Genomic DNA, 23,919 nt, shown 5'->3' with positions numbered 1-23,919 from the left:
ATGAAAAGAGTCGCTTTCACCAGTGAATCTTCGAGCAATTGTCAGCTGATTTACGGTGAAAAGTTGCTGGAAAGACTGCCGGAGTCTCTGAAAATACTCGATTCCGGTGCACGCAAGGCTCTTCAAATACATCCCGAAGATGAGTACCTGATGCCCGGCGGAGAGCACATAAAGTCTATAGATCGTGTTCTAGAAGTCTATCAGGTACTCAGGACCTCGGGGAGGAGGGCGATAACCGTCATAGGCGGGGGCTCGCTCATAGACCTGGTCGGTTACGCGGCATCCACGCACGGCGAGGTCAACAGACTCTTTCTGTATCCGACGACCACCGTCAGTCAAGTTATGCCCCCGCTTTCGGGTTTCAGTATAAACTTCGAATTCGTCAAGAACCTGTTGAACTCGAGCGGACTCCCCGACAGAATATACGTGGATACCGAGCTGACGTACGGCACCATGTTTCAGATACGCAGAGGGGAGATCTTTTTCCCGTTGCTGGTGGCTTACTCGCTGGATGAGCGCCTGTTCAAATATATCCTGAACCATATCGTCTCCGGTGGCGAGGTGACCCGCGAACTTTGGGGCGACATCATCTACTCGGCATCTTCAGCCTTTGTTAAATCGCTGGGCAGTTCCAGGATGGTTGTCGGATGCGGGGTTGGCGATCTAATTCAATCGGCTTCAAGACTGAGAACAGAATACTCCACCGCCCTGATTTACGGAGCCATATTGGAACTACACATCGCGAGAACCTCCGGGCTTATTGATGGAGCGGGGAAGGAAGACCTTTACGAGGCGTTGAGAGTTCTTGGGAAACCCGACCGGTCCATTAAGATCGATGTCAGCTCTCTGGTCGATCTGGTCAATCAGAAGGGCGGAGTGAAGATCGCCCTGCCTTCCAGGTCGGGTGAAAGCTCTCACTGGGTAACGGCAAGGGATTTTGAAACGCAGGTCAGGGATAGACCCTGGATGGGATTTGGGAGTATTTTATGAGCGGAGAATCACAGGATATAGTCGTCAAAATAATGATTGTAATCGTGCTTGCCCTCTCCGGCATAGTCTTCACGCTTGCCGGTTACGCGATACTTCTCAGGCAAGAGAACAAAAAGTACGATCTCATAATCGAAGAGATAAGAAGTTCGGTCCTTCCCGATCTGTCAGGCGGGGCGACCCCCTTAGAGCTCCCACCGATCTCACAGGGTGTGACCGAAGTACCGCGCGATGTTCAAAACATCCCGGTGGAACAGCATTTCTTTCTCGAAACCTTCGACTACAGGAAACTCATTCTCAATTCGTTCGATTTCCTTGTCGAGGGATCGGGTTTCAATTTTGTTGTGGTTGAACAGGATGTAGCTTTCAAGTTGTGTGTCGAGATGGGTCAGGGGAAGTATTTCATCACCAGGGTGAACGACATGTATGGGGTAATGTTTATAGGCGACAACCCACTCCCCGGACTGTACGAATCGAAGACTGCCTACGGTATCCAGCTGGTCTCTCATACGATTTCCGACGGAATAGCGCCACAGGTAATTGACCTGAGGAGCGAAGGATATCCCGCATGTGTCTATAAATCCGTCACCACAGACGGGAGAACTTTCTACGCTGCCGTGCTGGGAATCTTCCCCGATGCGGCGGCCGCTAGAGAGTACTCCAATTCTCTGGATGTACAATCACTTCAGAGAATAACTGGCTGGAATATTACCGATAGGTTTCCCAGACAGTTGAGATGAGAAAGTTATCGATAAAAGAGATTCAGATCATAGGTTCCGTAGCCGTTCTTGTTTTAATAGGATTTGTAGCCGTTTCGGGCAGTCTCAAGTCCGTTCCCGATACGGTGAATACGCCGGAAGCTGGTAAGACCGTGACCTTCCCGCTGGATCTCAATATATCGACCGAAGAGGAACTGGATTTGCTCCCGGGTATAGGACCCTCGAAGGCGAAAGCAATCGTGGAATACAGAAAAGCCAGCGGAGGGTTCAACGACGTGGAAGAGTTGTTGAACGTTAAGGGGATAGGTGCTAAAACGCTCGATAAGCTGAAACCTTTGATAAAAGTCGGCGAAAGCTCCGGGAGAGAGACGAAGGCGAAGGCCTCACCTGAAAGCATCGACATAAACACGGCCTCGCTCGAAGAGCTCAAGGAGATCCCGGGAATCGGTGATTCCAAGGCAAAAGCCATAATCGATCATCGTGAAAAGAACGGGAAGTTTGTGTCCGTTTCCGATCTTCTCTCCGTACCGGGTATAGGTCCTTCGAATATCGAGGTGATTCTGGAGAAAATAAAACCGCTTGAAGTAGCAATGGCCGGTTCTGGAAAGATAAACGTAAACACTGCGAGCGAAAGCGAACTCGACAGACTTCCAGGGATCGGACAGGTGCTGGCCTCGAGAATAGTCGAGTACAGGAAGAGCAACGGCCGCTTTACTAAATGCGAGGAGTTGCTCGAAGTGAAGGGGATAGGTGAGAGTATTCTGAAGGATATAGAGGAGTTGATAGAATTTTGACGCTCATACACGTCTGCTGCGCGCCCGACCTGTTGAGCACGGTTTTGAAAAGGGAGTTTCCGGAGGCCGTTTTCTACTTCTACAATCCCAACATCTTCCCTGAAAGTGAATACGAAAAACGACTCGAAGCCTTCAAAACCGTCTGCCATAGGTTAAACCTTAACTACATGGAGGGACGGTACGATCCGGAAGAGTTTTCAGCGTTTTTCGAGAGATACTTCGATGAAGAAGAAGGTGGAGCCAGATGTGGAAAGTGCATGGAGATGAGGCTTAAAAACGCCGCCCTGACATCGGGAAAGATCCATGCCAAAAGCTTCACCAGTACTTTGCTTGCCAGTCCCAGAAAGTCTATAGACACGATAAATGAGATTGGAATGGAAATTAGCAACGTTTATGGAACCGAATATACAGGCGGCAATTTCAGAACCGGCAGAAAAGAGATAAAACCGTATCTCGAGGACATCTACGTTCAGAATTATTGCGGTTGTGAGGCCAGTCTTGTAAAATCCAGAAGGGACAGGGAAGAGCGAGAAAGAATGGATTTTGAACTCCTCTCCGGAAAGTTCCGGAATCTCGTTCACCTGTGGAAATACAGGGGTAGGTTAATAAGGATCGAAGAGATACCCATAAGAGATGAAAGCTCTCTGAAGGAGTTTCTGGCCGTTCTAAAACCCTCCGGTCTGTTGGTGAAGAAAGGATCGGAGCTGTACGGAAGGAACTGGCTGAAAGCGGGAAAATACAATTGCAGGATACTCGGGGAGTCTGATATATATGGAGAATCTGGCCAAAAAAATTAGAGAGCTTGGAGAGACCTGCGGGATGGTCTTTCGAATCGTCGATAAGAACGGGAAATCCCTCGAAGAGGGTTACGATCTCGAGGAGATACCACCTCTGGTTATCGCGCTTTCGAAAGCCACCGGTTCGAGGAGTTCGACCTTGAGCGGTGGTGTGCCGTTAACCGCCGTTTATCTGGATGGAATGCGAAACGAGTGCTACCTTATAGTTGTGGGCGAATTCCGTGAAGACAACGCCTTCCGGTTGCTCAAAAACATCGCGGAGGCTTTCGAGGTGAGATTATGACGAAGTTCTGTTTGAGAATAGATAAACCACTGGATCTTGATGCCACGCTAGATTGCGGGCAGACTTTTCGATGGACCGCCAGAGATGGCTGGTGGACAGGAATCGTCAGGAACACCGTGATCCGGCTGAAGCAAGAAAGGAACGAACTCAGAGTTAAGGCCTCTTCGGATAGCCTTTTGGGAAGGGATATAGACCGTGGATTGATCTCTTATCTCGGACTTGAAGACAATCTTGAAGAGATACACATCGATATCGAGAAGAAGCTCGCTTCGATGAATTCGAAAGTTTCGGATATATCTAAAAAGGCGCTCGAAGAGGCGCGGGGACTGAGAATACTCAGGCAGGACCCCTTCGAGATGGTGGTCGAGTTCATACTTTCCACAAGAAACAACATCCCCACAATCAGAAAGATGAGCGATGGTCTATCGGCGATCTTCGCTGAAAACAGGGTGGAGTTTGAAGGGGAGACCTTCTTCCTCTTCCCTGATCTGGAGCAGGCCAGACGTATCGGACAGCAACAGCTCGAAGAGCTGAAAATCGCCTTCAGAGTACCCTGGTTGCTCAAACTCTTCACGCTCGAATCGGAAAGCTACTTCGATTCGATACGCGACCTGCCGCTCAACGCCAAACTCGGTGAACTGATGAAGTTCGACGGTGTCGGCTTCAAAGTCGGGAGTTGTGTAACTCTCTTCGCATACGGAGAATTGAATTCTTTTCCCGTCGATATATGGATATCGAGAGTGATGAAAGATCTCTTCGAAGTGTCGGGAAGTACCAAAAAGGTCATGGAATACGGCATGAAGACTTTCTACCCGTACGCCGGTTATTATCAAGAAGCGCTCTTCAGATACTACCGAAAAATGGGAAGGAAAGAATGAAAGTAAGGGTCACGGGCGGCGGTCTGGCCGGCTCCGAGGTGGCACTGAGCCTAGCCGGGATGGGTATCGAAGTCGAACTTTACGAGATGCGCCCCTCTGCCAGCACCGGAGTTCATCAGAGCGGTTCCTTCGCCGAACTCGTCTGCAGTAACTCTTTGAAATCCGAATCGCTCGATAACGCCTCCGGACTCCTCAAAGAGGAGGGGATCAAGCTCGGATCGAAGTTACTCGAGATAGCTCACCGACACAGAGTCCCCGCGGGAAAGGCTCTGGCAGTTGACAGGGTAGGGTTCTCCCGGGAAGTGACCGATCTAATCGAATCCACTCCCCTTATCGAGATACGTAGAGAGGAGGTCTCCTCTCTGGATCTTCAAAGGGGAGTCAACGTAGTATGCACCGGTCCGCTAACCTCACCGAAGCTTGAGAGCTTTCTGGGACAGTTGTTTGGAGAGCACCTCTTCTTCTTCGATGCCGTCTCGCCCATAATCGAGGCCGGGTCGATCGATTTCGAAAGAGGTTTTTTCGCCGACAGGTACTCCGAGGAAGGAGACTATCTCAACTGTCCGCTCGATGGCGAAGAGTACGGCGATTTCTGGAGAGAGTTGGTAGAGGCAGAACTCGCGAAGATGGAGAATTTCTCGGACAGATATCTCTTCGAGCGCTGTCAGCCCGTTGAAGATATAGCCAGAAGCGGTTTCGATGCACTCAGATTCGGCCCGATGAAGCCTGTGGGTCTGATTGATCCCTCCAGCGGAAAGGAACCCTTCGCCGTCGTTCAGCTCAGAAAGGAGAATTCAAGCGGCTCGCTAATGAGTCTTGTCGGATTCCAAACCAGATTGAAATGGGGAGAGCAGAAGAGAGTCTTTTCCATGATTCCGGCCCTGAGAAACGCCCAATTCGTTAGGTACGGAGTCATGCACAGAAACACTTACCTCAACTCGCCGCTCCTGCTGGACAAAAGCCTCGGCTCAAAGCAGCACAGTGGACTTTTCTTCGCTGGCCAGATTACCGGTCTCGAAGGCTACGTAGAAGCGATCGTCTCTGGTAGGGTAGTGGCATTAAACGTGGAGCGTTATCTGAGAGGGGTAGGTGGACTTTCAATACCTGAGACAACGATGATTGGCAGTTTAATAGAGCATGTTACGATTTCTGGAAGATCTCCCCTCAAACCTGTTTATTCCAACTTCGGTCTTCTTTCACCTGTCGCCTGTCGTGAAAAAAGAGAAAGAAACAGGGAAAAGGTTTCCAGAGCGAGAAATGACATGGACTTCTTTCTGAAGGAATGGAGGTCTGATAGAAATGATACTGAAGAGTAAACCGATCTTCTCTCCTAGACCATGGGGAGATCGTCAGTTGAACGAGCTATATAAAGTCGATACACAAGATCCGGTGGGAGAGGTCTGGCTCCTGTCAGACTTTCAGAATATGAGGACTGAGCTTTGCGAAGGAGAGAGGTGTATCTACCCGAACGATCTGACTAAAACTCTTTTCCACAAAGATCTCCCGAGGTTTCCCCTGCTGGTGAAGTACATATGTGCCAACGACTGGCTCTCCGTTCAGGTCCATCCCGACGATGAACTGGCAAAATCTCTGGAAGGCGATCCCTGGGGCAAGAATGAATGCTGGTATTTCCTTCAGAAGGGAAGAATCGCAGCTGGAATAACCAGGCAGGAAAAGCCGCTCGAAGATCTAAGAAACGGGGATCTCAGGATACTGACGCCCGAAAGGGGGGATCTCGCATGTTTGCAGGCCGGTACGGTCCATTCGCTTGGACCGGGTTCGAAAGTGATAGAGATTCAACAGGCCAGCGATATGACCTACAGAATATACGACTGGGGAAGAGGGAGAGAACTCCATCTGGACAAAGCCAGAGTCGCCACAAAAGCTGCTGCTTCCGCCATCGTGATTGAAGAGATGAGGAAATTCGACTGGAAGTATTTCAGCATTGAACTCACCAAAAAGGTCGAAGGCAGCGGAATAGTCATTACACTCTCAGAGGTGCCCGAACTCCACGTGTTGATAGACGACCGGGAGGAGTTCTCCGAAGAAGCTCTTCTCGTTCGCCCGGGAAGTTTCTGGAGTGAATTGCTTTGAAACTCTCGACGATCTTCGCAGTGATTTTTTTGTGTACCGCGGTTTTCGCCTTTGAACATGCCGGCGTTATCCTTTCGAAGGACTATCTTGAACAGGCACAGTCTCTAGACACTCAAGAGATCGATTCCAGGGCCCTTCTGACGATTGCGGTCGGTCTGAAATTCAAGGAAACTATACAGCCCAACTACAAGACATGGTTCGTCAACCTGAAGTCTTCACTAGCGGGTGTCGGTCTTCTGGAAGATATCGCCCGCTCCCTGGCCGTGGTCGATTCTATGGTTTCCACCTCGACGGTTTCGGCTCTAAATATGCTCGGGACATTTAGCGACCCGGGGCCTCTTTTGGAGGCAGTCTCGTTGAGGCTACATTATTACGACTGGCTAGAGACCTCCGATCCGCGTTCATCGAAAATAATCAACACGCTGGCCGTTGATATGCTCGGAAGGGATCCCAGTCAATACCTCCCCCACAAAGTGATGCTGGATCTCTATTCCAGCTCCAGTTACATGAGACTTGAACCACTGAATGAAATCAGGAAAGGAATATTCGAAAACGGCCTCGGATCTCTTCTGGGACCGGACTTGGTTGAGAGCGAATTTGCGGCCGGTATGTTCGAATCGGTCATAGAGGATTTCCACTCTCTAGCCCTCAACGATCCAGTTTCCATCTATTACGCGGCTACCGCTTACCTGAGAACGGGAAAGGGCAGTGAAGGGAGGGCGATGCTGGAGAGCATAGAACTGAGAAAGCTTCCACCCAGATTGGCATCCAGTGCCGCGATGGCGCTGGGGGACGCACTATTTCACGAGGGAAGCATGCTGGAATCGATCGAGCTATTTCAGCAATCGATACGCTTCTGGCCCGAGAATTCCAGGGCGGTGAGGAACCTCGGAATGGCTTACTACGAAACGCAAAACAGAGAGTATTACGACCTTGCAAGGTTTTACCTGCAACTGAGCGGTTACGAGGCTTTCGACGAATCGGTTTCTGCCGCTCTCAAAGAGTTGAGGCGCCGCGTCATCTTCGAAATGGTTCTCGTTACAGTAGTTCCGATCGGTGTAATAGTCGTCCTTGCCTTATTTCTGCTAGAATACATTAGTAAGAGAAGAAGAGCTTCACAGATAGAAAAGGCTTTGAGAAACGATGGAGGTTTCAATGGAGATAAAGGTTCTAGATAAAGGATTTGTAGAACTCGTAGAGATCCTGGGTGATGATTACAGCGTCGTTCAGGCGGCAAGAACGAGTTACGGAAAAGGATTGACAACCCCCGACAGGGACAGGAAATTGATCAATTATCTCATGGAACGCGGTCACCACTCTCCTTTCGAGCACGTGGTTTTCAAGTTCCACATAAAGTTGCCGATATTCGTCATGAGGCAGCTGGTGAGGCACAGAATAGCCTCGATCAACGAAAGGAGCGGGAGATACACCCAGTTCGAAGAGGAATGGTTCCTTCCCGATGAGATAAGGGTCCCAGACCCGGAAGACAGACAGAAATCCATACCCTTCGACGATAAAGAACTCAACCGGAAGGCCCTCGAGATAATGAGAGAATCGATGGATAATTCTTTCAAGGCTTACGAAGAGCTGATCTCGATGGGTGTGGCCAGAGAGATGGCCCGGATCATACTCCCTATATCCATGTATACAGAGGCATACTGGACGATAAATCTGAGATCGATGATGAATTTCCTGAACCAGAGGGCCGATTCACATGCACAGTACGAAATCCAGAAATACGCGCTGGCGATTGCCGATATACTCAAAGAGAAGTGTCCAATTTCATACGAAGCCTTCCTGAAGTACCGCTACGAAGGAGATCTGTTGGTTGGAGGGGTAGCGAATGAAACTGTCTGAAATAGTGCAACTCCTTAATTGTGAAACTTTGAACAGCGTTGATGATTCTAATCCCGAAATAGCATCTGTGGGAGCGGCTGATCTCATGAGCGATGTCCTCGCTTTCGGCGGTCCCGGAATGATCCTCGTGACCGGACTCAACTCGCCCCAGTGTGTCAGGACCGCTTCGGTCGTTGGCGCGTCGGCCGTTTTGATAATCAGGAAGCGAAATGTTCCCGAAACGACGATAGAGCTGGCTAAAGAACTCCAGATGCCGTTGCTTCACGCCCGGATGTCAATGTACAAAGCCTGTGGTATCCTTTTCGAAAAACAGATAAGCGATGCTCTCGAGGAAGGGAAGCAGATTGACTGAGAGAAACGTCGATGATCTTCTCGAGAAACTGAGGGGATTGTTCAGCGACATAACCGCAAAAGACATAATGGTAACCAACATAATATCTCTCACCAAAGATAGAACTATGTGGCAGGCCAAAGAACTGATGAGGATATGCAAGATATCGGGAGTTCCGATAGTCGATAACGACAATCATCTGCTCGGTCTGGTCAGTATAGAGGATATAATTCTCGCCCTGGAAGGAAACCATATAACCGATCCTATCGAAAAACACATGACCAAAGATTTGATAACTTTCGCTCCCGACGTTGATCTTGAAGGACTCATAGAGAGGTTCAACCGTTACAGATACGGGCGGTTTCCGGTGGTGGACTCAGAAGGAAGGCTGTTAGGGATTATCTCGAAGAAGGACATAATAGGTGCGATTCTCGACAAGTTCAGAATCATATACGTCCACGATGCCCGCCGAAAAGAGGTCCTGGAAAGAAACGTGGACTGGTTCGACAGATCGTTGATCTCCGGAGACTACGTTGAGAAGAAGTCGGCCGATTTTTTGTTCCACATCGATTATACAGAGGTGGACATGGCCGGCGTCGGTTCAGCAAAGCTGAAGAGTTACTTGAAAACCAGAACCGACGACGACAGTCTGGTCAGAAGGGTATCGATCGCCTGTTATGAGGCCGAAGTTAACGTGGTTATCCACAGTGGAAGCGAAGGATACATATACGCCTGGTACGATGAATCGGTCATCAGGGTGAGGGTCGAAGATTACGGAAAGGGAATCGAAAACGTAGAACAGGCTATGAAGGAAGGCTTTTCGACGGCTTCCGACCATGTGAGAGAGCTTGGGTTCGGTGCTGGAATGGGACTGCCGAACATGCACAGGTATTCCGACAAAATGGTAGTGGTCTCGGAGGCTAGAAAGGGTGTGGTCGTTGAGATGAATTTCTACCGAAACGGGAGGAAATGAAATGAGGCTGAAAGAACTGATTGAAAAATGTGAGCTGAAAGTGGTCACAACTCTTCCTCTTGACGCAGAGGTGACTGGTGGTTACATAGGCGATCTCCTGAGCGATGTTATGGGGAACGCTCCTGCCCATTCTATATGGCTCACAGTGCAATCTCACACCAACATACTGGCAGTGGCCTCGATCGTTGGCATCAAAGCAATAGTTCTCTGCAACGACCTTCACTTCGAAGAGGTTACCAGAAAGAAGGCGGAAGAGAATAGCATCGTGCTTCTGGAAAGCGCGGAGACATCGTTCGAAGTGACAACCCGGCTAATAAAAAGCGGATTGAAAGGCTGACTCTTTGGAATCCTTCTTCTGTGATTTTCATATTCACAGTTGTCTTTCGCCGTGCGCAGATATCACAATGACTCCTAATGAAATCGCGCGCGTCTGTTGTGAGAGGGGTATTGACTGGATAGCCATAACAGACCACAACAGCGCCGGCAACGTCAGGGTTTTCACGGAGGTGCTGAAGAGATTGGGTATCGCCGTGATTCCGGGTATGGAAATCCACACTCTCGAAGATGTGCATGTTCTAGCTTACTTTCCCGACATCTCCGTCGCGGAGGAATACTCCCGGTGGTTGCTGGATGAGAAGCTGAACAGAATCGAGATTGATCCCGAGATCTCCGGCTATCAGCTTTACGCAGGTGAAGACGACTCTTTCACCTCTATGGAAAACATCTGGCTGGGCCAGCCGGCGCTTCTGGGTATCGACGAGGCGATCTCCACGGTGGAAGAGCGCGGAGGCGTTTGCGTTCTGGCCCACGTCGATAGAAAGATGGGCCTGGTAATTCAACTGGGCTTCATACCGGAGAATTACAGGGATATTCCGGTGGAAGTTTCCTTCAGAGAAAGTTTGAAGAAGATCGATCTCAAGACCGATAACATAATCCACTCGAGCGACGCTCACAGTTTGAACCTCGTGAGACCTACGATTTCGATGATGGCCGAGAAAAGGATTTTCAACGAGTTCAAAGCGGCGCTGACCTCAGGAGGAAAGCGTGTGAAGATAATATGGGACTGAGGACTCTATGTGATCATGTTGTAGATATCGCTCAGAACGCCGTTGAATCGGGGACTGAAAAGGCGTGGCTGGATATCGAGGAACAGAGGGACAGTACCTTCCGCTTCACAGTCCGCGATGCCGGAAGGGGTATACCCGAGGAGCTTCAGGAATCGGTTCTCGATCCCTTCTATACTCAAAAGCGTAAGAAAGTCAAATTCGGACTGGGACTTCCTATGCTGAAATTCGCCGCACTCTCTACGGGCGGAGAATTCGAGCTGAAGTCCAGTCTCGGAAAGGGTACGACCGTGAGCTCCCTCTTCATGCTATCGAATGTCGACTGTCAGCCCGTCGGCGATGTCGCTATGTCGCTCTTTTCGATAATAACCATGAACGGAGAGATAGACTGGTACATACAGAGGAGTCTAGACGACGACGGATACGCCGTTGAATCGTCACAGTTCAGAGAGGCTCTCGGGAACAACTGTTTCACAACTCCAGTCAAAATGAAGATGATCCTGGATCTTCTTCAAGAAGTTGAAAATTCGCTGGGAGGTTATTCAGATGTCCGTTAAAAAGCGAGTCCTTACTTTTTTGTTTGCTGCACTGTTCTGTTTTGCCTTCGGGAGCATCGTTCCTTCAAGAATCGCGATTCTCGACAACAGGGTAGTTTCCGACGGTGAAGTCCTGGAGATTTTAAAGGTCGAGAGAAACATAGAAATCTCGGAATCCGACCTGAAAGAGGCCGTCGCAAGACTTGAAGCGAGCGGTTACTTTTCTTCGATCATTTACCAGTACGATGAAAGCTCAAGGCTCCTGACCATACAGGTGAAAGAGTACCCGGTCGTGGAGGTCGTGGTGGCTTTCGAAGGCCCCAAAATAGTGGAGAAGGAGACGCTGGAAGCTACCTCTACCATAAAAAGCGGGAAACCGCTGAATCCTTCGAGACTCATGTTCGAAATCCCCATGACGCTCGAAGCGATGGAAGGGGTTCTTCTCAGCAAAGGTTACATACCGCCCTTCGCCACGATCGAATGGACAACCGACAAAGACAGGGCCGATATAGTCTCGGGGAAGATAACCGACAAGATAAAGGTCACTTTCACCGTGAAAGTGGCGTACCTATGGGAAGTCACGATAGACGCGCCTTTCTCGGCAGATACCGTGAAATACCTGCTCGACAAGACTCAACTAAATTATTTGAAGCAGTACTACGATACGTCTCCACTCATAAGGTGGATAAACTCGAAGAAAAAGTATATACCCAGAGTTGAGGATGTAAACAGAGCCATACAGACCATATACTCGACCTACTACGCCAATCCCAACGGTCAGTGGGGTATCGACGAACGTATCTACCAGGCCATGATCCTCTCTTTCAACAGTACCCTGAAGAACGTGAGACAGGTCACCCTTCCGGAAAACGTCAAGGAAAGCAGTGCACTGTCCATGCGGATCTCCTTCGTTCCTGTCGAGTATGTCAGCTCTCCCTTCATTTTGAAGAGCGTTTTTGTGGAGGGAAACGTCAAGATACCCAAGGGCGAGATCTTCATGGCATCGGGACTGATCGAGGGTCAGGAAGTGGACAATGAAACCGCGGCAAAGGCTATACAGGCGGTGCAGGATCTCTACACTCAAAGGGAGTACCCCTTCATAAGGGTCGAACCCGTCATAGATTCCAAGATAGGCTTTTTCAGTTTCAAGATCACAGAACCCACTGTTAGAGATGTGAAGGTCTCCTTCGTGGGCCCACAAAAAACCAAAGACTATCTAATATACGACAAGATTGTGATAAAGAAGAACGAAGTTCTCTCGCTCGAGGAGCTGAGGAATACCTACGCCTTCCTCAACAACACGGGCTACTTCGCCAAAGTAGATATAGTTCCGGTGCCGGTCGGGGTAGATGCGATAGACGTGGAGATCACCCTAGAAGACAGCAACAAGAACAACCGGATAGGCGGTGGTGGTGGATGGCAGAACGGTCTGAACATTTATCTCGATCTTGGTCTCCTAAACGTCTGGGGATACGGTCAGAAGATATCCACGAACCTCAGCGTCACGCTACCTCTTCCAAACAACAAAGAGGTAGTTATAACCAAGAACGGAACGGAAACCACCACCAGAAGTCCATCTCTGGATACCACGATCGGCTATTCGATCCCTAAGATCGGCGGTACCAACCTGAATCTGGATACTTCAGCCAAGTTGAAGTTTTCCGGTTTCACCACCACTGTCGATTCAACAGACACGATAGTGACTTCGAAATCACAGGAAACGGAGTTCCTCTTTTCCCTGACCCCCATATACAACATCTCGCCTGATCAAAGTGTAGGTGTGACAGCCGGTTACGAGTATATAAGATCGACGAGCGATGTCGCCACCAAGACTAAGATCGATGGAACCATCGATACTGGAACCGTTCTTCAGAGTTTCGACGGGATGTTCACAGGATTGAGTTACAAATTCTCCACCAGAGACGACATCTTTCGCCCGACCATGGGAACGGAGTTCGGGGCGGGTTTGACTCTTAGAGGGCTGTTCGGAAAGGACAACAAGCTCTTCCTGTCTGTAAGCGGCGAATATACACACTTCATGTCTATAGGCGATCCCGTTCTGGGTTTTAGAATAAAGACCGATCAGCTCTTTCCTCTCTCCCCCTACGGAGTTTACAGAAGTTACCTCCTATCTCCGGACATGTACATAAGAGTCAGAGGCTCTCAAGGTATCGGTCAAAACTCCTACGGGGTAACGGTGGGGTCGGCGCAGTTGCGATACCCGCTTACACCTGAGACGGCTTCGGTTCCGGTCGACCTGGTTGGATTCGGAGATCTCGTCTTCTTTAGACAGGTCAGTACGGGAGACATTATCGGTGGCAACTTCGTGGCGGATTTCGGTGTCTGTCTGGATATAAGCATTCCTATAATCGGAATGGTGCGACTCGGGTACGGATACAACTCCTATCTGGCCGGGAAAAGCGCCGCTGATGGGAAGCTTTACTATGGGACGCCCTTCTTTGGTTTCGGTCCGGCCTTTTGAATAGGAAAGTCAAAAGAACAGGTGCGACCGACGGTCGCACCTGTTCTTTATTAATAGACAATCTATTTCAAAGCTTTGAGGAAATTCAAAACGGAAACAGCATTGGCCTGTGGATTGTAGCCTCCTTCCTGGATGACCAGCTTGGGTGTTTCAATCTCTCCAACCAGTTTTCCCATCATGGAGAAATCCGAATCTATAAGCTTGAAATGGCCCACTCCATCGGCTACGTGTGTATCCGTCCCAAGAGACACCACCAGTAGGTCCGGTGAAAAATCGTTGATCTCCTGTAGCGCTTTGGTCAGAGTTCTCATGTATTCGGGTCCCTCGGTGTCCCCATCGAGCGGAAAGTTCACGTTGAAACCCTCACCTGAATCTTCGCCTATCTCCCAGGAATTTCCGCTTATCCACGGATAAAAGACCCTGGGGTCCCCGTGTATGGAGACATAAAGTACGGTATCGTCGTAGTAGAAAATCTCCTGAGTTCCGTTACCATGATGGAAATCTAGATCCAGTACGGCTACGAACCCTCTGGTGTGCTTCTGGTAATACTTCGTTGCTATCGCGGCGTTGTTGAAGTAACAATAGCCGCCTCCGGTGGCTACCCCGGCGTGATGACCGGGCGGACGGCAGAGCGCATAGGCGACAGTCTCGTCATCCAGTAATGAATCAACACAGTTGAGGACCGTCGAGACACCGGCGAGCGAAGCGATATAACAGCCTGTCGTGACTGGTGTACCTGTATCGAACAGCTTATCGTATCCGAATACTTCGGGGAAGTACTCCCTCTTTGGCGAAACGGTCATACTCTTTTGTTTGAGCCATTCAACGTACTCGGACGTATGAACAGCGAACACATGAGAGACATGGTAGTCCTTCGGTTCATTTATCACAAAGCCCTTTTCTTCGAGGGCACTCCGGATCGTCTCTATCCTTTCGGGCTTTTCGGGATTCTCTATCCATTCGCCGTTATCCAGTTCCTTCATAGGAAGATGAAAGAGATGGCGTCTATCGTAATAGATCTTCACTTCGATCGCTCCAGATCTTCGCCGGGGAGCGATTCGATCTTTTCGACTCTTCTGGCGTGTCTGCCGCCCTCCTGAGCAGTCGAAAGAAATGTGTCAACCGTCCATGTGGCGAGTTCAGAACCCATGAGTCGTCCACCGAGGACCAGCACGTTGGCGTGGTTGTGCCTTCTGGCCAGCGCAGCCATCTCCGGAAAGAGACAGAGGGCCGCTCTGATTCCCCTGTATTTGTTCGCGGCCATCGACATTCCAATACCCGTTCCGCAGAGAAGGATCCCGAGTTCGGTTTCACCGCTCAACACAGATTTGCAGACACCACGCGCGAAGTCTGGATAATCGACGGAACTTTCCGACGATTCGGGGCCGAGGTCCACGACCTCGTGGGTCTTCTTCAAATACTCAGCTATAAAGGATTTTAGCTCAAAAGCAGCGTGGTCAGATGCTATGGATAACTTCATCATATCCTCCAGGTTTGTCGGGACAGAGTCGGTTTTTATTACGTGATGATCACTTGTACCAGCGGAGAACTCCAGACAGTTTTCCCTGAATCTTCACCCTGCTGGTTTCTATAACCATCGGCAGCATATCTGGATTGGATGGTATTAGCCGTATCTTCTGCCCTTCGTTCTCGTATCTCTTCAAAGTGGCGTACTCTTCATCAATCAGCGCCACGACTATGTCGCCGTTGTTAGCCCATTCCTGCTTTCTGATTATAACGAAATCTCCGCTGATGATATGTGAGTCGATCATGCTGTTGCCGGTGACTTTCAACATATAGTACTCGAAGCCGCGCCGGATCATCCACAGTGGAACAGGTATGTTCTCCTCTTCGGCCTGAATAGCCTGGACTGCTTCTCCAGCTGCTATAGTACCGATCACGGGAAGCATCACGACATCGCTACCCGGTTCTATCGAGGTGCCGTCCGGACTTTTGAGGACCCTTATTCCCCTCGAAACACCGGTACGTTCGATGTAACCCTTCTTCTCCAGAGATTCAAGGTGTTTGGCCACACCTCTGGGAGAGGAAATATCGAAGTCTCGACAGATGTCCCTTATGCTCGGCGGATAGCCGTAAAGCTTGATAAAGTTCTCGATAAACTCAAGAATCTTCTTTTGCTTCTCTGTCAATGTCAATGCCAGACACCCCCTATTCTCTCTGAAACCCTCATTCCACAACTACGGCCATGCTGGCAACTATATCCTCTTCTTTAAGATCTACGATACGCACCCCTTTGGTGACTCTACCGGTAGATCTGACCTGATCGATAGGAATCCTGATGGACATTCCGCCGCGGGTAGCGAGTATGATTTCGTCTTCGCCCGTCACGACCAGCGTTCCTATAACGTTTCCTATACGCTCGAGGCCGTAAATGTTTTTCACTCCCATGCCGCCGCGGTTCTGACATCTATATTCTGAGATATCGGTTCTTTTGCCGCCGCCCTTTTCGGTGGCCGTGAAGAGGAACCTGTCGTCGTCGGCCCTGACAACGTTAGCGCTGACCACTTCGTCGCTCTTCTTGAGTCTTATCCCCATAACGCCGGCCGCGCTCCTTCCCATCGTTCGGACCTGTTCCAGCGGGAACCTTATGACCATACCGTATCTGGTGGAAATGATTATCGTATCGCTTTCCTCAACGGTGAGAGATGCGTCGATCACTCTGTCGTCTTCGGCAAGACCTATGGCCCTGATTCCGGAGCTGCGGACGTTCAGGAAGGCCTCAAAAGGCGTCTTTTTTATTTTGCCTGATTTCGTCGTTATTACCAGATACTTGCCTTCGACTTCTTCGTTCCTTATGGAGAGAACGGCCTGGACGGACTCGTCGGACTCTATCTTGATGTAATTGGCAAGGAGTTTTCCCTTGGCATCTCTCGAAGAATGGTCTATCAGATAGTTGCTCAAGACATAGGCCTTCCCCTTCGAGGTGATGATCACGGTCTTGCTGAGCCTGGTGGTGGTCAGAATATTCACCACGAAGTCCTCCTCGCTCGTCCTGACACCGATTACACCTTTTCCGCCCCTTCCCTGCTTGCGATAATTCTCCAGAGGCGTGGATTTTATGTAACCGCGTTTCGTGACAAGAACCACTATCTCCTCGTCGGGTATCACGTCCTCGATATCGAAGTCCGTACCGTTTCCCAGGTCTATTCTGGTTCTGCGGGCATCTCCGTACTTATTCTTCAACTCCTCAAGTTCTGATTTTATGATCGAGTAAACCTCGGTTTCGTTTGAGAGTATCTTCCTGTATTCGTTGATTCTTGCGACGAGCTCACGGTATTCTTTGAGCAGTTTCTCTACCTCTATTCCGGTGAGCTTTCCCATCTTCATATCTAGAATCGCGGCGCTCTGTTCCTGTGTTATATCGAGCGTTTCCATGAGGTTTTTGGTGGCTTCGTCGTCGTAAGAATTCCTTATGATATCGACCACCGTATCGATGGATCTCAAAGCCTTGGTGAGACCTTCCACTATGTGGGCCCTCTTGGAATCCCTCTCGAGTTCGTATTCAACTCTCGCACGAATTATGCTGACCCTGTGGGTGAGGAAGGCCTGTAACATCTGTTTAAGGTTCATCACCTTGGGCCGTTTCTTCTCGTCGATCACCAGCATGTTCACGCTGAAAGTCGTCTGGAGTTGTGTGTGTTTGAAGAGAAGATTTAGAACGACGTTCGGATCGGCGCCCCGTTTGAGCTCGATTACGACTCTGAGCCCTTTCCTGTCCGACTCGTCTCTTATGTTCCTGATCTGAATATCGCGCACGTTTTGTGCCGCAACGACTATCTGCTGAATAAGATCGGCCTTGGAAATGTTGTAAGGGATCTCGTGGACGACTATATACTGATTCCCCTTGATCTCTTCTATCTCGGCAACGCCTCTCAGAATGATCCTTCCCTTTCCTTCGTGGTATATGGAGGATATGGTCCGACCGTCCATCACCATTCCGCCTGTGGGGAAGTCTGGACCTTTTATGTGGGCAAGAAGGGCATCTATGTCGCAATCAGGCTGTTCTATCATAAGTCCCAGAGCGTTCACTACCTCCGTCAGGTTGTGTGGAGGTATGCTGGTCATCATGCCGACGGCTATTCCCGAAGTGCCGTTCAGCAAGAGATTGGGTACTTTTGCCGGCAGAACGTCGGGTTCGCGCAAAGAACCGTCAAAGTTGGGAAGCATCGGAACGGTGTTCTTGTCTATGTCCTGGAGGAGCTCTTCGGAAAGAGTTTCCATGCGTGCTTCGGTGTACCTCATAGCGGCAGGGGGATCTCTGTCTATGGAGCCGAAGTTTCCCTGGCCTTCAACCAGGGGATAACGCATCGAGAAGTCCTGGGCAAGTCTAACGAGGGCGTCGTATATGGCGGCATCCCCGTGCGGGTGGAACTTTCCCATCACTTCTCCAACTATACGGGCGCTCTTTTTGAAGCTCTGATTGTGCCTGAGTCCAAGCTCGGACATTCCGTACAGTATCCTGCGCTGTACGGGCTTCAGACCGTCCCTCACGTCGGGAATGGCCCTGCCCACTATGACGCTCATCGAGTAGAGCATGTATGAATTTATCAGTTCATCGTCTATATTTCTGTGGATGATCTCTTCAGACAAAGATAAGACCTCCCTCTTTCCTCATGAAATCTTCGCTCCTGGAGTCATATCTTTGTGAACCGTAAGCAACGTCAGTGTATCGTTGGCCTTGGCCGCGAGTATCATACCGTGAGATTCGATCCCCATGAGTTTTGCGGGCTTCAAATTGGCAACCACTATCACTTTCAAACCCACCAGTTCTTCCGGGCCATAATGCTGGGCTATGCCGGCGACGACCTGCCTTTTTCCAAGCTCTCCAAGATCCAGCTGCAATTTGACCAGTTTCTTGGACTTTTCGACCTTTTCCGCCCTTTCCACCAGTGCAACCCTCATTTCGACTTTCGAAAAACTCTCTATGTCGATCAAACTCTCTTCCTGCTCCTGTAATTTTCCCTTTTCTTCGTCCATTTCCGTCACCTTCTTGTGCGTAGTAAGATCTATCCTCGGGAAGATCGGCTCCCCGTGACTGACCCTCATATCTCCAGGCAATTTGCTCCACGAAAGATCGGCGAGGTTCATCTCGCCTGAGATTCCGAGTCTGTACCTTATTTCTCTGGCCGTGTGGAACATCACGGGTTCTATCATCAGCGAGATATTTTTCAGTGCGCAGGCCAGGTTGTGCAGTACGGTGTCTATCCTCCCCTTCATCGCGGGGTCTTTTCCGAGCTTCCACGGCTCGGTGAGGTCTATGTATTTGTTGGCGAATCTTATAAGCTCCCATACCGCTTCCAGGGCCTGTGTGAAACGCAGGCCGTCCATAGACTCTCTGTATGTAACGAAAGTCCTTTCGGCCAGGGCAATCAATTCGTCATCGGTCCCGTTTCTCTCCGCTGGACGTGGTACCAGCCCGCCGTTGAACTTGTCGATCATCACGACGGTTCTATGAAGGAGATTTCCCAGATCGTTCGCCAGATCTGCGTTGATCCTCCCGATCAGGTTATCTTCGGAGAAGTCGCCATCTCTGCCGAACTGTATGTCCCTTAGCAAATAATACCTCAGAGCGTCGTTCCCGTAGATCTTTATGAACTCTCTGGGGCTGACGGCGTTTCCGAGCGACTTGGATATCTTCTGACCGTTTATCGTAAGCCATCCGTGGGCGTAGATTTGACCGGGGAGCGGAAGATCTGCCGACATCAGCATGGCCGGCCAGATTATCGAATGGAACCTGTTTATCTCTTTGCCTATTAGATGAACGTTGGCCGGCCAGTAACGCTGGAACATCTCCATGTTGTCGGGATAGCCGATAGCGCTGAGATAGTTTATCAGGGCGTCAACCCATACGTATATTACGTGCTCGGGATCTTCGGGCATGGGAACGCCCCAATCGAAAGAGGTCCTGGTTATGCTCAGATCCTTGAGACCGGCTTCCAGAATCCTCATCATTTCATTCCTTCTGAAATCGGGTTGAACGAACTCCGGGTTTTCGTTGAAGAGATCTATGAGGGCCTGGTTGTATTTCGAAAGCCTGAAGAAGTAATTCTCTTCGCTTACCCATTTTACTTCTCTTCCACACTCGGGGCAGAGGTTTCCTTCCTTAAGATCTTCTCTGTTCCAGAAAGTCTCGTCGGGAACACAGTACCATCCCTCGTACTTGCCTTTGTAAACGTCTCCCTTTTCCTTCATTTTGTTTACGAAGAACTGAACGGCCTTCATATGGTAGTCATCAGTAGTCCTCACGAAACCGTCGTTACTTATCTCAAGCTCTTTCCACAGCTGCCTGAACTTTCCGGCCAAAATATCACAGTATTTCTGTGTGTCCATCTTCCTCGATACGGCCTCGCTCAGGACCTTCTGACCATGTTCATCGGTCCCCGTCAGAAAGAAAACATCGCTGTCTGAAAGCCTCCTGTATCTTGATACGACGTCGGCGACTATGGTGGTGTACGCCGAACCGATGTGCGGTTCGCTGTTTATATAATAAATAGGCGTGGTTACATAGTATCTCCCTTTCACAGGACACCTCCTCGAATATTATAGCACTAATCTATTTGAATGTATACCAGAATTACATCTGGAGCGACTCATAAAGCCCGATAAGAGTGTTGATTTTCTCTTTCCTGGTCTCCGGGATCGAATCGCCGTTTTTGATGAGTTCCCGGTTCATCTCCACCACTCCGGCGTAGATCTCCCTCAATTTCAATCTATATTCGTTCAGCTCTTCACCGGACAGGTAGTTGTTGCCCCAGGCGATGGCGTATTGAAAGGTGTCACTGGGTGAATCAGGTCCCATGTTTTCGGCGGCCCAGACATGTCTTTCGGCCACCGAGAGGAGCAACCGGCTTTTCTCTGCGAGAGAACGCCCTACGGTTTCTATAGATGTCATGTATTCGAGATATACATTTTCCCAGTCCGGGTAACGGTTCCAGGTTCCCGGAAGAAGTCTGACAGCCAGGTCGAACCAGTATAAAGCCTTTTCGGCGGCCATGTCTATGGTGTCGAAAACTATCTTCTTGAACTCTTGGGGACTTCCAAAGGCGCTTTGAATGAGCGAGTTTCGGGCGTCTATGAAGTTGTAGTATTTCTTAAGCTCGCTGTTGACGCTGCTGTAAAGCCTCCCGAGTATTCTGGGCGTCTGCCTTTCGCTGAAGAGTATCACCGACGATTCATAATAATCGGCTGCATCCAGTATCATCTGTAGCTGGGTGATGAAGTACAGCTGGAGTCCGTTTGCAAGCTCGAGATTGCTGAAGGCGGCTTTATTATGCGATACTATCTCCCTAAACGGCAGGGTCCTTATCTCTCTCTCCGGAAGTGGAATCACTTCCAAACTGCCTTTGAATTCCGGGATTATGTCGGATGTGAATTCACCCTCGCCCGTGAGAACGTCGAACATGAGCTCCGGATTGTTTTTTGCTTCTTCGAGATGGTTGGATTTCATACCGAGTCCGGCGAGATACCAGAGCGGTTTTCCAAGCACCGGATATATCCTGTTCGATCTTTTGAAATTTTCGATAGCTCCCTCGTAATACTGAAGCGCCCTGTCCATTAAGGTATCGTACTGTCTAAGACGGTTGTTGATCTCAGTTTTCAATCTGGATATTTCGCTCAGTCTTTCATGATCGGCCGCTTCGAGCAGCTCGATCGGACTGGCCCCGGGGTATTTGGTCTTCAACTCGTTGCCCTTCTTTTCCATATAGGCACCGACGTCGGCCAGGTAGCTGTAGTTTCCGGAAAAAGAGTCAATGCCATTTTGCAATTCCTGAAGCGCCTCTATATCAAGACTCTGGGCCTGGTTGTAGTAAGCCTGGTAGTACTGCTGATCTGTCTGCCCCATTCTGAAGTAGCCTTCACCCAGAAAAGCGGATGCTTTTAGAAAAATTATCACTCCGGCCAGTGGAATCAACAGCCCTGCAAGAAGGGTTCTGGAAAGGTCGAGCTTCCTTGAACCTCCGGTGAAGTACTTTCCCATGGCCAGGGCCGATATGAAGAGCGCAAGCATAAGATTCGGCTGCATGTGGAGGGGGAATTCGAAAAAACTGTGGGCGGCGAAGGAAAAAATCCCCGCACCGAGCGCCCCGTACAAAAGTAAATCTCTTTTGTTGTCTATTGTGAGAAGAGTTTTGAAAAACTTCAAAACCAGAAAGGCCACCATCGCGATTATAAAGACAAAACCTATCAGACCCATCTCACCCAGGCCTTGAATATAATCGTTGTGGGTTCTCTTGAAGTTGTTCCATACGATCATATAGTCGGGGTTGCTGTCGAGCACCTGCGGACTGTAAAGCAGGTGGTAGAGCTGAAAAGTTCCTATTCCCGTACCGAAAGGAATCCTGAGTCTGTTGTTGCTATCGAGCCACTGAACGATCGAGTTCTTCCAGGCCGAAAAACGTTCCTTCCAAGAGCCCGAAGAGGTCAGGGCGTACTCAAGTCTGGCGGTGATATTGATGTCACCCTGACCGGTCAGCGAAGAAGGCGTCAGGTAAAGAAAGGCCAGCACTGCGACTATTATCAGGGCAATCGCTAGAAAGATTAAGGACAGTCTTCTGAATTTTCCTGCCGCCGGGTCGTCGGACAATTCGGGTTTTCTGTTCTTTTTGAGAAACACATATGCGAGCAGGAAGACGACGTTTCCAACGAATATAGCGGTAATGACGGTCCTGGTCTGCGATACGAAAACGGCGGCCACCATAGGGGCCAGTAGTGTCGCCATCGTTATCTTCAAGATCAGCTGACCTCCAAACCCTTTAAAAAAGAAGGCCAGAGGTTTCCTCGATATTATGAAATAGAAAACGAGCGGTATCGTCATTCCCATATAGTCGGAAACGAAGTTCGGGTTTCCAATCGTCGATCTGGCCGAAGCCCTGGCAAAGGGTTCGCCCACCTTCCCCAGAAAGATATCCCACCCCGCGTAGAAATTGAGCAATGCGTCGATCGACACTACCGAAGCGCCTATGATGAAAAAAAGCAGCGTTATCTCGATTTTTTCTATCGTGTCGAACTTGTTGGATATATATATCGCCGTCAATCCTAGAAAGAGTGTATAAAGAGCGACTTCGAGAGTGTATCTCATGTACTGGGGGTTGTCCACGGCTACGGTTATCAGAGATAGCAGGGCCGCCACCCCTATACCCAGAAGCGCCATATGAACGTAATTGAATTCAAAGTCCACCCGTTTCTTCCTTATCAACACACTCAAAAGTATCAGAGCAAAGCCAACGACGTAGAAGAAATGTTTAGCCGTTGAAGGCTCGTGGGTGAAGCCCTTGGTCACGAACAGAGGTATTAGCAGTGTCATGACCAGATATACCAGTATTTCGAAGTCCAGCACCTTATTCATCTTTTTCATCGTCGTTTTCATCATCTTTCACCTCACCCAAGAATATTGTCAAGTAGAGCCATCACTATGAAGCCAAATATCAGCGAAAAGGTAGAGGCTCTTTCAAAGCCGCCACTGTGGGTCTCCGGCACTACTTCATCGCTTATTACAAAGAGCATTGCGCCGCCCGCGAAGGCCATGGCGTAAGGGAGAAGCGGTCTCGCCACACTTATGAGTATCGCTCCGAGAAGACCTCCGACAACCTCTACCATTCCGGTGAGAAAGGAAATTTTGAGCGCGCGGGTGGGTTTGTAACCAGCTCCCACCAGGCTGGCCATAACTGCTGCCCCTTCGGGGATGTTCTGTACACCGATCGCCACGGCGATGACCAGAGCCTCAGCCGTGAAGGCGCCGACTCCAACAGCCATTCCTTCCGGAAAGTTGTGTAGCGTTATGGCGATCACGAAGAGCCATATCTTGCTGACTTTCGAGTGTTCTAGAGGTCCTTCGTATCCCTTTATTAAATGCTCGTGCGGAGCGAGCTTGTCCATTATATCGACGAAGATCCCTCCGAGGGCGAACCCTATAACAAATCTCAGCGGTCCCCCCAGCTCTATCGAAGGTACGACGAGAGAAAAGGCCGTCGCCGCAAGCATCACGCCGGCCGCAAAGCCTAGAAGTATATCCAGGGTTCGCCTGGATATACCCTTCTTCATCGCCATAAAGGGCAGGGCTCCCAGAGTGGTTGCCAGGCCTGCCACCAAACTATAAAGAATTC

The 23,919-nt window shown here is 49.7% G+C and carries 23 protein-coding genes; 16 read left to right on the top strand and 7 right to left on the bottom strand.

Going from position 1 to position 23,919, the window contains the following annotated elements; genetic code table 11:
* The 16 genes from PKX57_RS03025 to PKX57_RS02950 are packed head-to-tail and all read left to right on the top strand — an operon-like array spanning position 1 to position 13,795.
* Positions 1-990, top strand: coding sequence for a dehydroquinate synthase/iron-containing alcohol dehydrogenase family protein (locus PKX57_RS03025; protein WP_472415978.1), 990 nt, complete (start codon positions 1-3; stop codon positions 988-990).
* Positions 987-1,727 carry a sporulation protein gene (locus PKX57_RS03020; RefSeq protein ID WP_213919617.1) on the top strand — a complete coding sequence of 247 codons (741 nt, stop codon included), beginning with the start codon at positions 987-989 and terminating at the stop codon, positions 1,725-1,727. The genes PKX57_RS03025 and PKX57_RS03020 overlap by 4 nt, the downstream gene beginning before the upstream one ends.
* Positions 1,724-2,500, top strand: coding sequence for a helix-hairpin-helix domain-containing protein (locus tag PKX57_RS03015; protein WP_213919619.1), 777 nt, complete (start codon positions 1,724-1,726; stop codon positions 2,498-2,500). The genes PKX57_RS03020 and PKX57_RS03015 overlap by 4 nt, the downstream gene beginning before the upstream one ends.
* On the top strand, positions 2,497-3,297 hold the full coding sequence (locus PKX57_RS03010; protein ID WP_213919620.1) for an epoxyqueuosine reductase QueH: 801 nt from the start codon (positions 2,497-2,499) through the stop codon (positions 3,295-3,297). The genes PKX57_RS03015 and PKX57_RS03010 overlap by 4 nt, the downstream gene beginning before the upstream one ends.
* Positions 3,272-3,580 (top strand): hypothetical protein, encoded by a 309-nt coding sequence (locus PKX57_RS03005; protein WP_213919621.1) that lies wholly within the window; start codon positions 3,272-3,274, stop codon positions 3,578-3,580. The genes PKX57_RS03010 and PKX57_RS03005 overlap by 26 nt, the downstream gene beginning before the upstream one ends.
* Positions 3,577-4,458, top strand: a complete 882-nt coding sequence (locus PKX57_RS03000) for a DNA glycosylase (protein WP_213919622.1) — start codon at positions 3,577-3,579, stop codon at positions 4,456-4,458. The genes PKX57_RS03005 and PKX57_RS03000 overlap by 4 nt, the downstream gene beginning before the upstream one ends.
* On the top strand, positions 4,455-5,774 hold the full coding sequence (gene trmFO, locus PKX57_RS02995) for a methylenetetrahydrofolate--tRNA-(uracil(54)-C(5))-methyltransferase (FADH(2)-oxidizing) TrmFO (protein WP_472415976.1): 1,320 nt from the start codon (positions 4,455-4,457) through the stop codon (positions 5,772-5,774). The genes PKX57_RS03000 and trmFO overlap by 4 nt, the downstream gene beginning before the upstream one ends.
* A 37-nt stretch (positions 5,775-5,811) precedes the next feature.
* Entirely contained in the window at positions 5,812-6,552 is a 741-nt protein-coding gene (locus PKX57_RS02990; RefSeq protein ID WP_472415974.1) for a type I phosphomannose isomerase catalytic subunit, read from the top strand.
* On the top strand, positions 6,549-7,730 hold the full coding sequence (locus tag PKX57_RS02985) for a hypothetical protein (RefSeq protein WP_213919625.1): 1,182 nt from the start codon (positions 6,549-6,551) through the stop codon (positions 7,728-7,730). The genes PKX57_RS02990 and PKX57_RS02985 overlap by 4 nt, the downstream gene beginning before the upstream one ends.
* Positions 7,708-8,409 (top strand): FAD-dependent thymidylate synthase, encoded by a 702-nt coding sequence (gene thyX / locus PKX57_RS02980; RefSeq protein WP_213919626.1) that lies wholly within the window; start codon positions 7,708-7,710, stop codon positions 8,407-8,409. Before PKX57_RS02985 ends, thyX begins: the two co-directional genes overlap by 23 nt.
* Complete coding sequence (locus tag PKX57_RS02975) at positions 8,396-8,761, top strand: hypothetical protein (RefSeq protein WP_213919627.1); 366 nt, start codon at positions 8,396-8,398, stop codon at positions 8,759-8,761. Before thyX ends, PKX57_RS02975 begins: the two co-directional genes overlap by 14 nt.
* The gene (locus PKX57_RS02970) at positions 8,730-9,713 is read left to right on the top strand and encodes a CBS domain-containing protein (RefSeq protein ID WP_213919628.1); all 984 of its coding nucleotides are present in this window, start codon (positions 8,730-8,732) and stop codon (positions 9,711-9,713) included. The genes PKX57_RS02975 and PKX57_RS02970 overlap by 32 nt, the downstream gene beginning before the upstream one ends.
* Before the next feature lies 1 nt (position 9,714).
* Positions 9,715-10,050, top strand: a complete 336-nt coding sequence (locus PKX57_RS02965) for an iron-sulfur binding hydrogenase (protein ID WP_213919629.1) — start codon at positions 9,715-9,717, stop codon at positions 10,048-10,050.
* A gap of 4 nt (positions 10,051-10,054) precedes the next feature.
* Complete coding sequence (locus PKX57_RS02960) at positions 10,055-10,780, top strand: PHP domain-containing protein (protein WP_470745668.1); 726 nt, start codon at positions 10,055-10,057, stop codon at positions 10,778-10,780.
* Entirely contained in the window at positions 10,771-11,334 is a 564-nt protein-coding gene (locus PKX57_RS02955) for an ATP-binding protein (RefSeq protein WP_213919631.1), read from the top strand. Before PKX57_RS02960 ends, PKX57_RS02955 begins: the two co-directional genes overlap by 10 nt.
* A complete protein-coding gene (locus tag PKX57_RS02950; protein WP_470745669.1) occupies positions 11,324-13,795 on the top strand; it encodes a BamA/OMP85 family outer membrane protein in 2,472 nt (823 codons plus the stop codon). The genes PKX57_RS02955 and PKX57_RS02950 overlap by 11 nt, the downstream gene beginning before the upstream one ends.
* A 62-nt stretch (positions 13,796-13,857) precedes the next feature.
* Here the strand turns inward: PKX57_RS02950 and PKX57_RS02945 are convergent, their stop codons facing one another.
* The 7 genes from PKX57_RS02945 to PKX57_RS02915 are packed head-to-tail and all read right to left on the bottom strand — an operon-like array spanning position 13,858 to position 23,917.
* Positions 13,858-14,820 (bottom strand): histone deacetylase family protein, encoded by a 963-nt coding sequence (locus PKX57_RS02945; RefSeq protein ID WP_213922251.1) that lies wholly within the window; start codon positions 14,818-14,820, stop codon positions 13,858-13,860.
* Positions 14,817-15,275 carry a ribose 5-phosphate isomerase B gene (rpiB, locus tag PKX57_RS02940; RefSeq protein WP_213922252.1) on the bottom strand — a complete coding sequence of 153 codons (459 nt, stop codon included), beginning with the start codon at positions 15,273-15,275 and terminating at the stop codon, positions 14,817-14,819. The genes PKX57_RS02945 and rpiB overlap by 4 nt, the downstream gene beginning before the upstream one ends.
* 49 nt (positions 15,276-15,324) lie before the next feature.
* Complete coding sequence (gene lexA / locus PKX57_RS02935) at positions 15,325-15,951, bottom strand: transcriptional repressor LexA (RefSeq protein WP_213922253.1); 627 nt, start codon at positions 15,949-15,951, stop codon at positions 15,325-15,327.
* Positions 15,952-15,982: 31 nt separating this feature from the next.
* Positions 15,983-18,406 (bottom strand): DNA gyrase subunit A, encoded by a 2,424-nt coding sequence (gyrA, locus tag PKX57_RS02930; protein WP_213922254.1) that lies wholly within the window; start codon positions 18,404-18,406, stop codon positions 15,983-15,985.
* A 21-nt stretch (positions 18,407-18,427) separates the two neighbouring features.
* The gene (gene metG, locus PKX57_RS02925; protein ID WP_213922255.1) at positions 18,428-20,338 is read right to left on the bottom strand and encodes a methionine--tRNA ligase; all 1,911 of its coding nucleotides are present in this window, start codon (positions 20,336-20,338) and stop codon (positions 18,428-18,430) included.
* A 52-nt stretch (positions 20,339-20,390) separates the two neighbouring features.
* Positions 20,391-23,171: an O-antigen ligase family protein gene (locus PKX57_RS02920; protein ID WP_472415972.1), complete on the bottom strand. Its 2,781-nt coding sequence runs from the start codon at positions 23,169-23,171 to the stop codon at positions 20,391-20,393.
* A 23-nt stretch (positions 23,172-23,194) separates the two neighbouring features.
* On the bottom strand, positions 23,195-23,917 hold the full coding sequence (locus PKX57_RS02915) for a ZIP family metal transporter (RefSeq protein ID WP_472415970.1): 723 nt from the start codon (positions 23,915-23,917) through the stop codon (positions 23,195-23,197).
* Positions 23,918-23,919 lie beyond the last annotated feature (2 nt).

Origin of the sequence: Mesotoga sp. (assembly GCF_035363035.1) — a bacterium.
Classification (GTDB): Bacteria; Thermotogota; Thermotogae; order Petrotogales; family Kosmotogaceae; genus Mesotoga.
This window is presented reverse-complemented; position numbering and strand designations above follow the sequence as displayed.

What these genes read in the sequence shown, in the direction of transcription:
- PKX57_RS03025 (WP_472415978.1), top strand. Translation starts at nt 1, where the DNA reads ATGAAAAGAGTCGCTTTCACCAGTGAATCTTCGAGCAATTGTCAGCTG.
- PKX57_RS03020 (WP_213919617.1), top strand. Translation starts at nt 987, where the DNA reads ATGAGCGGAGAATCACAGGATATAGTCGTCAAAATAATGATTGTAATC.
- PKX57_RS03015 (WP_213919619.1), top strand. Translation starts at nt 1,724, where the DNA reads ATGAGAAAGTTATCGATAAAAGAGATTCAGATCATAGGTTCCGTAGCC.
- PKX57_RS03005 (WP_213919621.1), top strand. Translation starts at nt 3,272, where the DNA reads ATGGAGAATCTGGCCAAAAAAATTAGAGAGCTTGGAGAGACCTGCGGG.
- PKX57_RS03000 (WP_213919622.1), top strand. Translation starts at nt 3,577, where the DNA reads ATGACGAAGTTCTGTTTGAGAATAGATAAACCACTGGATCTTGATGCC.
- trmFO (WP_472415976.1), top strand. Translation starts at nt 4,455, where the DNA reads ATGAAAGTAAGGGTCACGGGCGGCGGTCTGGCCGGCTCCGAGGTGGCA.
- thyX (WP_213919626.1), top strand. Translation starts at nt 7,708, where the DNA reads ATGGAGATAAAGGTTCTAGATAAAGGATTTGTAGAACTCGTAGAGATC.
- PKX57_RS02975 (WP_213919627.1), top strand. Translation starts at nt 8,396, where the DNA reads ATGAAACTGTCTGAAATAGTGCAACTCCTTAATTGTGAAACTTTGAAC.
- PKX57_RS02970 (WP_213919628.1), top strand. Translation starts at nt 8,730, where the DNA reads ATGCTCTCGAGGAAGGGAAGCAGATTGACTGAGAGAAACGTCGATGAT.
- PKX57_RS02965 (WP_213919629.1), top strand. Translation starts at nt 9,715, where the DNA reads ATGAGGCTGAAAGAACTGATTGAAAAATGTGAGCTGAAAGTGGTCACA.
- PKX57_RS02955 (WP_213919631.1), top strand. Translation starts at nt 10,771, where the DNA reads ATGGGACTGAGGACTCTATGTGATCATGTTGTAGATATCGCTCAGAAC.
- PKX57_RS02950 (WP_470745669.1), top strand. Translation starts at nt 11,324, where the DNA reads ATGTCCGTTAAAAAGCGAGTCCTTACTTTTTTGTTTGCTGCACTGTTC.
- rpiB (WP_213922252.1), bottom strand. Translation starts at nt 15,275, where the DNA reads ATGAAGTTATCCATAGCATCTGACCACGCTGCTTTTGAGCTAAAATCC.
- PKX57_RS02920 (WP_472415972.1), bottom strand. Translation starts at nt 23,171, where the DNA reads ATGAAAAAGATGAATAAGGTGCTGGACTTCGAAATACTGGTATATCTG.